Here is a 13,244-nt window from a genome sequence, read left to right as displayed (position 1 = left end):
CAGCCTTCCTCCTAGCCCTTAATGATACGTTTTGCATGATATAATCCGAGCTTATCGTTACCCTAATACCTAACATTGCATTAATATGAAAAGAATTATCCTGCTGCTGAGCTTTTTTCTCTCTTCTCAAGCCATCGCGTTACCTATTCCTTCCGCCCCAAATTTAAAAGCGAGAAGCTACCACCTGACCGACTTTCACAGTGGAACAGTTTTAGCCTCTAAAGACCCTGATTTAAAACTAGCCCCCGCCAGCATGACAAAAATCATGACTGCGTTAATTGTCTTTCGTGAACTAAACCATGGAAATTTGAATTTAGACGATCAAGTTCGTATTAGTGAAAAAGCATGGCGAACTCCTGGTTCTAGAATGTTTGTGGAAGTTAATAAATTCGTTACGGTCGATGATTTAATTCACGGAATGCTTGTGCAATCAGGTAACGATGCCACTGTTGCATTAGCCGAACATATCGCAGGGGATGAATCAACTTTTGCACAATTAATGAACCAAGTTGCTAAAGACCTTGGCATGAAAAATAGCCACTTTACTAATAGTTCTGGTCTGCCCGACGAACAGCATTACACTACCGCTAGAGACCTCTCAGTTCTAACTCGCGCCTTAATCATTGAGTCTCCCGAGTTATATAAAATAAATGCGATCAAATCATTTTCTTTTAACGGTATTACTCAACAAAATAGAAACAAGCTGTTATGGCGTGATAGCACAGTAGACGGCGTTAAAACAGGGCATACAGAGGACGCTGGTTATTGTTTAGTTTCATCTGCTGTTCGCGACAATATGCGTTTAATTTCTGTCGTTATGGGCACAGACAGCGTAGCTGCACGAAATGATATCAATCAGGCCTTGCTGAATTATGGTTACCGTTTTTATAAAACTCACTTGCTGTATAAAGCACAACAATCACTAACCACCACCCGCGTCTGGAAAGGCGCGATTAAATCTTTACCAGTAGGCTTGGCGAAAGACCTTTACCTGACTATTCCTCGCAATGAATATAAATCATTAGATGCGAGCCTAGAGTTAAACCCCCAGCTGATTGCACCCATAAAAAAAGGCCAACTTGTTGGCAACGCGGTTATTCAACTTAAAGGTGACATTATTGCCAAACGCCCACTCATTGCTTTACAAGATATTCCGGAAGGGTCATTTATGGACATCCTAAAAGATGAAGCATTGTTATTGCTTGAGTAGGAGAATTGATGGTGTCGCACAAAACTGATGTTTTCCTTAATGGCCAATTTCTGCCACTAGCTGAGGCTAACGTTTCTGTATTAGACCGTGGTTTTTTATTTGCCGATGGTGTGTATGAAGTTATTCCTGCATACGGCGGCAAGCTTTTTCGCCTTCAACAGCACTTAGACCGCCTCAATAGTAGCTTAGCCGCTATTCGCATGAAACCGGTCATGAGTGATCAACAATGGACAAAAACACTCTCCCAACTGGTTTCACCGCATACGCAATCTGACCAATCGGTCTATGTTCAAGTAACACGTGGTGCTGGCACAAACCGTGATCACCAATTGCCAACTGAGTACTCCGCAACAACTTTTGCAATGTGCCAAACAATAGACCCCAAGAGTCTCGATTCTATTGCTAACGGCATTAACGCTATCACTTTAGATGATATTCGCTGGGATTGGTGCCATATAAAATCCGTCGCCTTACTTGGCAATATATTATTGAAGCAACAAGCCAGTGATCAAGGTTGTACTGAGGCTATTTTATTACGTGATGGTTTTGCAACCGAAGGGTCTGCTAGTAACTTGTTTATCGTTAAAGACCAGCAACTTATTACGCCACCCAAAAGCCATCATTTATTGCCCGGCATTACACGTGATCTTGTTTTAGAGCTTGCTATCAAAGAAGGCATTTCATGCATTGAGCAAGAAATATCAGAACAACAACTGTTTGATGCTGATGAAATTTGGTTAACCAGCTCTACCAAAGAAATTATGCCTGTAGTTAAATTAAACCGCCAAGCGGTCGGCAACGGACAACCGGGGAATTTATGGCAACAAGTCTCAACCAGCTATAGTCAATTTAAGAACCAATTGAGAAACCAGTAAAATGACTGATAACCCAGACGATCAACATAATGCATTAATGGACTACCCTTGTGAGTTCACCATCAAAACAATGGGGCTATCAAACATTGAGTTTGACGTAATCGTTGTCGAGATTGTGCGTCGCCACGCGCCTGATCTGAGTGAAAATGCGGTATCGTCGAAATTCAGTAAATCTAAAAAATACGTGTCTGTTAGCATCACCCTTACTGCTCAAAATAAACAGCAAATGGATGCCATTTATCAGGACTTAACGGACTGCGAACACGTTTTAATGTCTCTGTGAGCATTGACACAACACCCCCAGATTTACCATTAGTTATTCGTCAGCTTAACCAGCAGGACTACCTAGCAACCTGGGAAGCGATGAAAGCCTTTTGCATTGATCGTACCGGCGAAACACATGATGAAATTTGGTTTGTTGAACACCCCTCTGTTTTCACCCAAGGGGTGAGCGGTAAACCCGAACACGTCTTGAGTGCCAGTGATATTCCTATTATTCAAACAGACCGTGGCGGTCAAGTCACCTATCACGGACCTGGGCAATTGGTCATGTACGTTTTATTGGATTTACGCCGCCTAGGAATAGGTGTTCGTGCACTGGTTGATGTGCTCGAAAATATTACTATCTCAGGGTTAAAGAAATACGGATTAAAGGCTGCTGCACAAATAGATGCGCCGGGCGTCTATCTTAATGATAAAAAAATTGCTTCCTTAGGTTTACGGGTAAAAAAAGGCTGTAGTTATCATGGACTCAGCATAAATGTTGATATGGACCTAACACCCTTCAGCTTTATTAACCCCTGTGGTTATAAAGGTCTCGAAGTTACCCAATTATCCAAACATGGCGTAAAATGCACTACTGCAGACTTTTCAGCCGTTTTATTGCATGAATTAAAAGAACAACTCAATTATTCCCAATTAATACTCGGCCCCAATACACTACACGTTTAACACTATGTCACACGATACTGATACTTTAAAAGCACCCTCTCGCGCTACGCCCGAAACACATCAACGCAGTGAAGCAAAGTTGGCTCGCATTCCGATTAAAGTTGAGAAAAAAGCTGACATTTTACGCAAACCCAAATGGATACGTGCAAAAGTACCCAGCGGAAACCGCGTTAACGCCATAAAAAAGGCTCTTCGTGAACACGGTTTATATTCCGTTTGTGAAGAAGCGGCTTGCCCAAACCTTGGTGAATGTTTTAATAATGGCACCGCCACCTTTATGATTATGGGTGATATCTGTACACGGCGCTGCCCATTTTGTGACGTTGCTCATGGTCGGCCAAACCCGCTAGATAAAGATGAACCACAAAAACTCGCCGACACCATTAAAGATATGAAGCTCCGTTATGTGGTCATTACATCGGTAGACCGTGATGATTTACGTGATGGTGGCGCCGACCATTTTGCCCAATGTATTAGTGCCGTGCGTGAAAAAAACCCTACTATACAAGTTGAAGTGCTAGTCCCTGACTTTAGGGGCCGTATGGATATCGCGGTCAACATATTAGCGCAAACACCACCAGATGTTTTTAATCATAACCTAGAGACCGTTCCACGTTTATATAAAAAAGCGCGCCCCGGCTCAGACTATCAGTGGTCGCTTGATTTATTAAAGCGTTACAAAGACGCCCACCCTGATATTCCAACTAAATCGGGACTTATGCTTGGTTTAGGGGAATCCAACGAAGAAACCTTAGCGGTAATGCGAGATTTACGCGCGCATGGATGTAACATGCTGACATTAGGCCAATACTTACAACCTAGCCAAGGGCATTTAGCTGTGGAACGTTATGTCACCCCAGAAGAGTTTGATGAATTAGCCAAACTCGGCAAAGAGATGGGCTTTTCACACGTCGCCAGTGGACCGATGGTTCGCTCTTCTTACCATGCCGATCAACAAGCCTCCGGGGTCATCGACTAGCCTAACGTTTGAGTGGCGTTAACGCTGTTTAAGCTTTAACGCCAACTCAGCAAGCCTTTCCGGTGTTCCTACATCAACCCACTCCCCCCGATGAAGCTCGCTGCTCACTCGCCCCTGCGCTATAAACTGACGAATAATCGGTGCTAAAGGAAAAACACCCTCTGTTTGCTGTTCAAAAACAGCGCGGCTAAACACGCCGATTCCACTGTAAGTATAACGTTGACTGTCTTGATTTTTTTGCTCGCCATCCAGCAAGCAAAAATCACCGTGTTGATTATGATCAGGATTATTAACAAGCACCAGATGAATATCTTTCACTGTCTTGTTTCTTAAACGCTGGAATGGAAAATCAGTCCATACATCCGCATTGACCAATAAAAACGGTTCATCACCTAATAAAGGCAAGGCCCTAAAAATTCCACCGCCTGTTTCTAAGGCGTTATCGCCTTCATCTGAATATTCAATGTGAACGCCCCACTGCTCCCCTTTTCCTAAGGCCGTTTTTATTTGATCGCCCAAATAGGCCACATTAATAACAAAGTCATTAAACCCTTGCGATTTTAACGCCAATAGGTGATGCACAATTAACGGCTGACCCGAAATTTCAAGCAACGGTTTCGGGCAATTATCGGTTAAGCGGCCCATTCTTTCGCCTCGACCTGCCGCTAAAATCATGACCTTCATGCTTCTTCGCGCTCTTGTTGAAGCGTTGTAAATCTCTTCATTAATTGGTACTTATTAATCAAATCTGCTAATGGTTTTAATGTTTCATAACGTGAACACACACGGGTTATATACGCCAGTGTGCGCGGTATATCCTTTAAGTAGCCTTTTTTACCATCCCTTAATAGCAAACGAGAAAAGATACCTACTGCTTTCATATGTCGTTGAACACCCATCCAATCAAACCATTGGTAAAAACGAAGCGAGTCAAAATCATCGCTACAACCACGTTGCTTACGTTGTTGTAGAAACGCATCCAGCCAGGCATAAATTTTTTCATCTGGCCAATTTATATAACAATCCCTGTATAAAGAGACTAGGTCGTAGCTTATTGGCCCGACAACAGCATCTTGAAAATCAATCACCCCTGGGTTGTTCTTCTGTGTCACCATCAAGTTTCTTGAATGGTAATCTCTGTGTACAAAAACCTGTGGCTGCTCGAGAGCAGAGCCTGTTAAGGCGTTTTTAACAGTCACTAGTGTTTTCTTATCTTCAGATGATAACTCTACACTTAATAGCTGACTGATAAACCACTCATCAAACAAGCCCATTTCTTTGTGAAGCAACTGAGAATCATAATGCGGAATTGACAGTTCTTTCAGCGCTAAAGCATGCATCTTATGTAGAACAGTCGCAGCATCTTGGTAGAGCCCATTAACAGACATTTCGTTTAATTTATCCAAATAGCTGTCTGTTCCTAAATCACTGAGCACGAGAAACCCTTCTTCAAGCGATTTGTAAAAAATTTCCGGTGCATAAATGCCGTTTTCGCGTAATACCTCAGCTATCATGATAAAAGAGGTACAGTCTTCTTGAGCAGGGGGCGCATCCATCACAACAAAAGATTGTGCCTGACATTTAACCCGAAAATAACGTCGAAAACTTGCATCACTTGAAGCAGGCTCACAACTAAAATCATCGGTTAAGAGAACCCCCGACAACCATTTAATTAAACGCTGCTTACGCTCATCTCTTACCATAAAAAATACTCTATCAGACCTAATTAACGCAGACCGAAAGTTGCGTGTTAATATATCGAAAAAATTACATGCTATCGTTGAAGATAAGCACCATTCTATGCGATTTTATACAACTTACGTTAGACTCAAGCAAAAAGGTTCAGCCATTATCTGCTCATACAAACACTTTCTTTTAGCCCTAGTGCTTTTATTGATGGCAAGCCAGGCATTTGGTTTCAGTAACTCTCAGTGGGATTGTAAATTAGCAAATGATGGTCAAACCTGGGATTGTTCCGCGTCTACCAAACCGATTGAAAAAAGTGCCAAAGTAGATAGTCCGCAACAACCCTCTAAGGATCAAACAACCATTGCAGACAACACGACTGATAAACCAGCGCCCCCCTCTGTTCCAAGGGTTCGAGTTGCTGGCCAACCAAAAGTCATACAAACAAGCAAAAAAGCACCAACTCAGACTCAAGTCACAACATTAAAAAACACTGGCTCATGGGATTGCAAAACTGGTGAGAATGGAACATGGGACTGCTCACAAACCAGCGCGCCTTCTACAATGGTTGCCACCCTAGACAATAGACAGAGCATTGCCTTGTATGATGATAATGCAGGCCGGGTTAGAAATAATGCGCTGTTTCATCAAATGGTTAGGCAACTTAAAGTTGACCCTTGGGACACTTGTGAAGTCACTACCGACTCACTTCGCGAAAGCAGAAACAGCATTCAGCAAAATCGTTTAAATTCTGAGGTAAACATACAATCAGACTACGCCGAAGTCCTTGATAAAAGTAATGCCAAATTTAGCGGCGATGTCTTGGTTAATCGTGCTGATCAATCTATTACCGCCGACCAACTGACATATAATAATCAACAAGAAAGCGCCTCTGCTTCAGGTGATGTTTTCTACCAAGAAAATGGTTTCGCCTTGCACAGTGACCAAGCTGAACTACAGCTTGCTAAGGATACCGGGCAATTTAAAAACAACCAATTTATTCTTGAAACCACACACGCTCGCGGCAGCACCCAAACAACAACACTGGTTAACCGTAATATCACCCAGTCAACAAACGTTACTTACACCACCTGCGCACCGAGTGTTAGTGACTGGGAGTTACAGGCAAGAACACTTGAGTTGAACAAGGAAACTGGTCGCGGAACTGGACGTGACGTATGGGTTGAAGTATTTGATATTCCATTGCTTTATACGCCTTACATTAGCTTCCCTATTGATGACCGACGTCAATCTGGGGTCTTGACACCGACCTTTGGAAGTTCTGACACAACAGGCGTTGATTTCTCTCTCCCTTACTATTGGAATATTGCGCCAAACTATGATGCAACTATTACTCCTCGCATCATGAGCAACCGAGGGTTTATGCTCGGAGGCGAATTTCGCTACCTAACAGGTAGCAGTGAAGGACAGGTAGCTGCTGAAATTCTAAGCGATACTGAGACGAGCGACTTACGAGGTCAATTTTCATTACAAAACCAATCAACCATTACATCTCGTTTGAGCTCAGATATAGACTTAAACTACATCTCCGATGATGATTATTTTGAAGATTTTGGTAATAGCCTCATCAGCTCTAGTAACCGTTACCTAAAAAGCCAAGCCAGTTTAAATTACCGTGCCGATCACTGGAGCTTACTAACTAAAATAGATAACTATGACTCTATTGATGAATCCCTCTCTAGCACCGCACGTCCTCATCGCCGTTTACCTCAGGTGCTGTTTAATTTACGTGAAACAGACGTATTTGGTATCGCTAAAGTCGATATGCGCAATGAGTTTGTTTACTTCGACCATAGCTCAGATGTAGATGCCAAACGTGTAGACCTTCACCCAGGCATTAGCGTTCCTTTAAGAAACGCCAGTGGCTTTATAACCCCAAGACTAAGCCTAAGACATACCGAATATCGCCTAAACGACCAAGCAAGCACTGTTAACAGTGCCCAAAGCAGAACGCTTCCAATACTCTCTGTAGACTCTGGATTGTTTTTTGAAAGAGACCTTAATTTTGCCAGTGGCATGATACAAACACTGGAACCACGCGTATATTATTTGTACGTTCCCCATGAAGACCAAGATGATATTCCATTGTTTGATACCTCTGAATATGACTTTAGCTTTAATCAATTATTTAGAGAAAACCGTTTCTCCGGCGCTGACAGAGTAGCCGACGCTAACCAGCTTACCTTAGCAGTCACTTCACGTTTTATTGAGTCTAATACGGGTAATGAACGCCTAAGAGCCAGTATTGGTACCGTTGTTTACTTTGACGACCTTGATGTACAACTTAAACCAACCAACAAGCCTATTACCGACGATACTTCTGACTTAGTAACAGAAGTTTCCGCAAAAATCACAGACACATGGTCCGCTCGTTCAGCCTTGCAATACGACCCACATGCTGGCAAAACAGAAAAAGCAACTCTGGGTCTTCACTACCAAGATGGGGCAAATCGTTTATTTAACGCAACCTACCGTTCACGCTATGAAGGCACTACTGACTTCAGAGGAAACTCTAATGATATTGAACAAACCGACTTATCATTCAAATGGCCAATTAGCAAAGAATGGAGTACGGTTGGCCGCTGGAATTACTCACAAGAGCATAACCTAGCACTTGATACCTTCTTAGGGTTAGAGAAAGACACCTGTTGCTGGCGCTTAAGAGTCATCGCTAGGCGCTACGTTAACGACGCAATAGACGAAGAAGCTAAAGAAGGCATTTTCTTTCAATTTGAACTAAAAGGCCTTACCAGCTTTGGTGAAAAACTAGACTCTTTCCTTGAAGAAGGCATATTAGGCTACCAAATACCCGAGCAATAACGTTCAGAAAAATCACTCTCAACAGTAAATAGAAGGTTACATAATAGCAATCCAAATGTTATTTTAACCTTCTATTTAAGCCCCTTTTAACTTGTGAATCTTTCCATCATGAATAATCTTAATCGCGCTCTCTTTATTAATGCAATCGTGCTATGTAGCTTCCTTTCGCCTGCTGTCTTCGCACAAGAGTCTATGAACCGCATTGTCGCCATTGTTGATAAAGGCGTTATTTTAAAAAGCCAATTAGACGAGCAAGTTAAACAAACCTACCAACGCCTACCCGCTGAACAACGTGCCTCAATATCAAGAGACGATATTGAAAAACGCGTATTAGACCGTATGGTACAAACCGAACTACAACTACAAATTGCTAGACGAAGTGCAATGAAAATCTCTGACGCGGAAATCGAAGACTCCATGCAACGTATCGCAGCCGCCAATAAACTTTCAACAGAAGAATTTTTAGACGTTCTACAAAAAGATGGCGTTACGCTGAAGTCTTTTAAGAACTCAATTAGAGATCAGATGTTAGTCAGACGTGTACAAGCAAGTTATGTACATCATGAAGTTAAAGTTTCAGACCAAGAAGTCGCCAGTTTTCTAAACTACCTAGAACAAAGCGAAGGAGACCAGTCTACAGAGTATCATTTAGGACATATCCTCATTGCTACGCCTGAAAACGCATCACCACAACAAATAACAACCGCTCGTAACAAGGCAGAAAAAATTATTACTAGCCTTAAACAAGGAAAGAAATTCTCTACGCTGTCCATTGCAAATTCAGACGCCAGCAATGCATTGGATGGTGGTGACCTTGGGTGGATGAAATTAGCGCAAATGCCGTCATTATTAACGCCCTTCGTTGAGAAAATGCAAGTCAATGAGTTTTCAGACCCTATTGAAAGCCCTAGTGGGTTCCATATTATTAAACTGTTTGGGACACGTGGCCAACAAAAGGTAATGATTACTAAAACACATGTTCGTCATATTCTTATTAAAATTAATGCATTGATTACCGATCAAATTGCGCAGGACCGATTGCTCAATCTTAAACAGCGTATTGAAAACGGCGAAGACTTTGCTGCATTAGCAAGAACAAACTCCGAAGATAGAGGGTCAGCCATTAATGGCGGCGACTTAAATTGGGTGCAACCCGGTGCTCTGGTGCCTGCTTTTGAAGCCGCCATGAACACACTCGAGATCAATGAAATTAGCCAACCTGTACAAACCCAATTCGGCTGGCACTTAATTCAAGTGTTAGGTCGCGAGGAACAAGATAACACCCAACTGATGCGCGAAGCTCAAGCACGTTCTCAACTACAAAAACGTAAAGCAGATGCTGCGATTGAGTCGTGGTTAACTAAGTTAAGGGATGATGCTTACATTGAATATCGCTTGGATAACTAATTATCTTTTTTATCCAGTGATCATGTAATCATGCCATTACCTCGAATTGTTATTACACCTGGCGAACCTGCCGGTATTGGGCCTGATATTTGTCTGCAAATCTGCCTGAAACCATGGCCCTGCGAGCTTATTTTTGTCGCTGACCCTAACCTGTTAGCCCGTAGAGCTACTGAACTAAACCTTTCCATCGACATTCAACAAGCAGACCTAAGGCAAGCCTCTAGCGCCCATAAACCCGGCACTATGAACGTGTTTCCAATTAAACTCGCTAAGCAAGAAATTAGTGGGCTCTTGGATGTCAGCAATGCCGCGTATATCGTTGAAACGCTCAAAGCCGCCGCTCAACTTTGTCTCGACAATCAATGCCAAGCACTCGTTACTGGGCCTGTCCAAAAGAGTGTTATTAATGATGCTCATATACCCTTTTCTGGCCACACTGAGTTTTTAGCTGATTATTGCGGCAGCTACCCAGTAATGATGCTAGCGACCAAAACCTTACGAGTTGCTCTTGCAACAACGCACCTTCCACTAAGCAATGTTAGCGCAGCCATTACCCCTACTTTACTGGAAAAAACGATTACAATTTTAAACCATGATCTTCAACGGCAATTTGCCATCGCCAACCCGCGAATCGCCGTCTGTGGGCTCAACCCCCATGCAGGTGAAAATGGTCACTTGGGCAATGAAGAAATTAACACCATTATTCCTTCACTTGAAAAATTACGCCTAAATAATATCTGCCTGACTGGCCCCCTGCCGGCTGACACCGCGTTTACACAACCCGTGCTTGAAAAACATGATGTGGTGTTAGCAATGTACCATGACCAAGGCTTACCAACCCTTAAGTTCTCTGGCTTTGGCGACGCTGTTAATATCACCTTAGGTCTACCAATTATTCGCACATCTGTTGATCACGGCACAGCTCTTGATTTAGCCGCCACAGGAAAGGCCAGTGCAAGCAGTTTAGCATCTGCTTTAGACACTGCCATACAACTCGCACAAAGGTCAACCCTTGAACAAACAACATAAAGCTCGTAAACGCTTCGGCCAGAATTTTCTACAAGATAGCCAAATTATTCATCAGATAATCATGGCCATAGACCCTATCGCCACTGAACACCTTGTTGAAATTGGACCAGGTCAAGGCGCTATTACAGAACCACTCCTTGATGCTCAATGTGAGCTTGATGTAGTAGAGTTGGATAGAGATTTAGTAGAGCAACTAACTAGCCGCTTTTCTCATATCGACCGCTTTACCCTTCACAGTGCAGATGCCTTAACCTTTGATTTTGCTGCTTTAGACCATGGCCAGCCATTGAGAGTTATTGGGAATTTACCTTACAATATTTCAACGCCCTTATTGTTCCATCTATTAACCCAAGCCTCGCATATCAAAGATATGCATTTTATGTTGCAAAAGGAAATTGTTAATCGGCTTCAAGCACAGCCTGGCAGCAAGCAATTTGGTCGCCTAAGTATCATGGTGCAACTTCATTGTCAGGTTGAAGCACTATTTGATGTCGAACCAGAATGTTTTCACCCACAACCTAAAGTCATGTCGAGTATCGTCCGTATTACTCCTTACCGCCAACAAAAATACCTGATTGATGATATGCAGCTATTTGAAACCATAGTAAAGGCCGCCTTTTCTCAGCGTCGTAAAACCATTAAGAACACATTAAAAAATATTTGTGATGACAACGCACTTGACGCCGCTAACATCGCCCCCAGCCTTCGTGCAGAAGCCCTGACAATTGATGACTTCGTTAACCTTAGCAATCAACTCAGTCGTGCTTAAGTTAAATTATTGAGCAACCAACGCTACTTCAACAGGATATATCAGCTGTATTACGTGGTAGGACAAGTACAAGTAACAAAACGTTAATAATAAACTCACACCCAAACTCTTTTGTATTGTTTGTCGAATAATATTTGCCAGCACAGCAAAGCTCCAACAAACAATTAGAAAGACGACCAAACCTAGCACGCCGGTTGAGCCTTCATTACCAGTCATACCACCCATCAAAAAAACAAATGGAGCACTGATTACGGTAATTAAAGCACCGCTTCCGTAAATCGCTGTTACTGATTGATTAAAACGATTCTTGAGTGCAAAGAAACTCAATAATATATAGACGAATAAGCCCAACAATATGGTTTCAATGAAGGATTGAACAACTGCCTCACCGAATGCCATAGAACTTGAAAGCAGTAAACTACCTGATAGAAAATAAATAAAAAATACGGCTTTCAATAATATTGTAGAGTCCGGCACATCTTGCGGCCCTTTCTTGATGAGACAAAGATCAACAAATAGCCGTAACACTGTTTTAAAATCATTATTCATGCCGCAAGTATGCTGTACCATAGGCGTTTATTCAATGCGCTTTGTGTAAATCGAAATGAGATTAAGTGAAAATGATCAAATAGAGCTCAGGATTATTGAACTCAACCAAGAACATCAAGATTTACACTATATCATCGACCATTTAAGTGAAGAAATTCAGCCTGATCAACTGAGGATTCGTCGATTAAAAAAAAGGCGACTATTTATAAAAGATCAAATCGTACACTTGAAAAGCACCTTAATCCCCGACATTGATGCCTAATGGAAAAAATTAGTTACGAACAATACCTACAACTGATTGACGGTGCGCAGGTAATAGAAAAAGATGGCGCCGGTATAAAAGTACTGGATACTCAGCAAGGTGAAATCATTAAATTATTTCGCCGAAAACGATTCTTTTCGACTGCTCTTTTAAAACCTTACGCGGTTCGTTTTGTAAACAACGCTCAACAGCTTGACACCCTTGGTATTCCAACGGTTAAAATTAATCGACTACTTTGGTGTCACAGCATTAAGCGTCATCTCATTGTATACCAACGCTTAGACGGCTTATTACTGCGCGATGTCTTAAGCGATAGCACACTCAATAGCGATGCCCTCTTTCGACAATTTGGAAGCTTTATTGCCAAGCTACACAATAAAGGAGTTTATTTCCGCTCTGCCCATTTAAAAAACATTCTTGTTTGTCCTAATGGGGACTTTGCACTGATTGATATTTCAGATATGCAAATCAAGAAAAAAGCCCTCAAGTTAACGTTACGCATACGGAATTTTCAACACATACTTCGTTATCAGGCAGATAAAGACTTACTCAAAAAACACACTGAAGCCTTTCTTTCAGCTTACCTTGAGGCCAGCCCGTTAAACAAAACCGATGCAGCAGCTCTAAACCGTGGCTTACAGTCTAATTTGAGTAATACATCAGCGACGTAAACAAAGTACTGCAAG

Annotated in this window: 14 protein-coding genes; 11 read left to right on the top strand and 3 right to left on the bottom strand. The window is 42.2% G+C overall.

The genetic code is table 11. The features are described 5' to 3' along the window. Nucleotides 1–85 precede the first annotated feature (85 nt). From CYCME_RS03450 to lipA, 5 genes are read left to right on the top strand one after another with little or no spacing between them, the layout of a single operon-like run. Nucleotides 86–1,210: a D-alanyl-D-alanine carboxypeptidase family protein gene (locus CYCME_RS03450; RefSeq protein WP_020162533.1), complete on the top strand. Its 1,125-nt coding sequence runs from the start codon at nt 86–88 to the stop codon at nt 1,208–1,210. A gap of 8 nt (nt 1,211–1,218) precedes the next feature. Next, entirely contained in the window at nt 1,219–2,085 is an 867-nt protein-coding gene (locus CYCME_RS03445; RefSeq protein WP_015006555.1) for a D-amino acid aminotransferase, read from the top strand. A gap of 1 nt (nt 2,086) precedes the next feature. Further along, complete coding sequence (locus tag CYCME_RS03440) at nt 2,087–2,368, top strand: YbeD family protein (RefSeq protein ID WP_015006556.1); 282 nt, start codon at nt 2,087–2,089, stop codon at nt 2,366–2,368. Next, complete coding sequence (lipB, locus tag CYCME_RS03435) at nt 2,365–3,036, top strand: lipoyl(octanoyl) transferase LipB (RefSeq protein ID WP_016390614.1); 672 nt, start codon at nt 2,365–2,367, stop codon at nt 3,034–3,036. Before CYCME_RS03440 ends, lipB begins: the two co-directional genes overlap by 4 nt. Before the next feature lie 4 nt (nt 3,037–3,040). Then, the gene (gene lipA, locus CYCME_RS03430; protein WP_015006558.1) at nt 3,041–4,015 is read left to right on the top strand and encodes a lipoyl synthase; all 975 of its coding nucleotides are present in this window, start codon (nt 3,041–3,043) and stop codon (nt 4,013–4,015) included. An 18-nt stretch (nt 4,016–4,033) separates the two neighbouring features. On the opposite strand, the gene murU is transcribed toward lipA, so the two are convergent. Together murU and CYCME_RS03420 are read right to left on the bottom strand one after the other, a co-directional pair. After that, nucleotides 4,034–4,699, bottom strand: a complete 666-nt coding sequence (gene murU, locus CYCME_RS03425; protein WP_020932166.1) for an N-acetylmuramate alpha-1-phosphate uridylyltransferase MurU — start codon at nt 4,697–4,699, stop codon at nt 4,034–4,036. Continuing rightward, nucleotides 4,696–5,718, bottom strand: coding sequence for an aminoglycoside phosphotransferase family protein (locus CYCME_RS03420; protein WP_020932165.1), 1,023 nt, complete (start codon nt 5,716–5,718; stop codon nt 4,696–4,698). Before CYCME_RS03420 ends, murU begins: the two co-directional genes overlap by 4 nt. A 97-nt stretch (nt 5,719–5,815) precedes the next feature. Between CYCME_RS03420 and CYCME_RS03415 the strand changes: the two genes are divergently transcribed. The 4 genes from CYCME_RS03415 (at nt 5,816) to rsmA (ending at nt 11,747) form a co-directional block, all read left to right on the top strand. Beyond that, nucleotides 5,816–8,542, top strand: coding sequence for an LPS-assembly protein LptD (locus tag CYCME_RS03415; RefSeq protein WP_041932888.1), 2,727 nt, complete (start codon nt 5,816–5,818; stop codon nt 8,540–8,542). 108 nt (nt 8,543–8,650) lie between these two features. Further along, on the top strand, nt 8,651–9,949 hold the full coding sequence (locus tag CYCME_RS03410; RefSeq protein WP_020932163.1) for a peptidylprolyl isomerase: 1,299 nt from the start codon (nt 8,651–8,653) through the stop codon (nt 9,947–9,949). A 30-nt stretch (nt 9,950–9,979) separates the two neighbouring features. Continuing rightward, entirely contained in the window at nt 9,980–10,978 is a 999-nt protein-coding gene (gene pdxA / locus CYCME_RS03405; RefSeq protein WP_020932162.1) for a 4-hydroxythreonine-4-phosphate dehydrogenase PdxA, read from the top strand. Beyond that, complete coding sequence (gene rsmA / locus CYCME_RS03400) at nt 10,962–11,747, top strand: 16S rRNA (adenine(1518)-N(6)/adenine(1519)-N(6))-dimethyltransferase RsmA (protein WP_041932887.1); 786 nt, start codon at nt 10,962–10,964, stop codon at nt 11,745–11,747. The genes pdxA and rsmA overlap by 17 nt, the downstream gene beginning before the upstream one ends. Before the next feature lie 6 nt (nt 11,748–11,753). Here rsmA and CYCME_RS03395 read toward each other — a convergent pair whose 3' ends face one another. Beyond that, entirely contained in the window at nt 11,754–12,296 is a 543-nt protein-coding gene (locus tag CYCME_RS03395; RefSeq protein WP_041932886.1) for a hypothetical protein, read from the bottom strand. Nucleotides 12,297–12,351: 55 nt separating this feature from the next. Here CYCME_RS03395 and CYCME_RS03390 point away from each other — a divergent pair, with 55 nt between their 5' ends. Both CYCME_RS03390 and CYCME_RS03385 read left to right on the top strand, forming a co-directional pair. Next, nucleotides 12,352–12,558, top strand: coding sequence for a DUF465 domain-containing protein (locus tag CYCME_RS03390; protein WP_020932159.1), 207 nt, complete (start codon nt 12,352–12,354; stop codon nt 12,556–12,558). Continuing rightward, nucleotides 12,558–13,229, top strand: coding sequence for a lipopolysaccharide kinase InaA family protein (locus CYCME_RS03385; RefSeq protein ID WP_020932158.1), 672 nt, complete (start codon nt 12,558–12,560; stop codon nt 13,227–13,229). The genes CYCME_RS03390 and CYCME_RS03385 overlap by 1 nt, the downstream gene beginning before the upstream one ends. Nucleotides 13,230–13,244: the final 15 nt, after the last annotated feature.

Origin of the sequence: Cycloclasticus zancles 78-ME, assembly GCF_000442595.1 — a bacterium.
GTDB lineage: Bacteria > Pseudomonadota > Gammaproteobacteria > Methylococcales > Cycloclasticaceae > Cycloclasticus > Cycloclasticus pugetii.
Note: the sequence above shows the minus strand (reverse complement) of the source record. Positions and strands in the feature narration are given on the sequence as shown.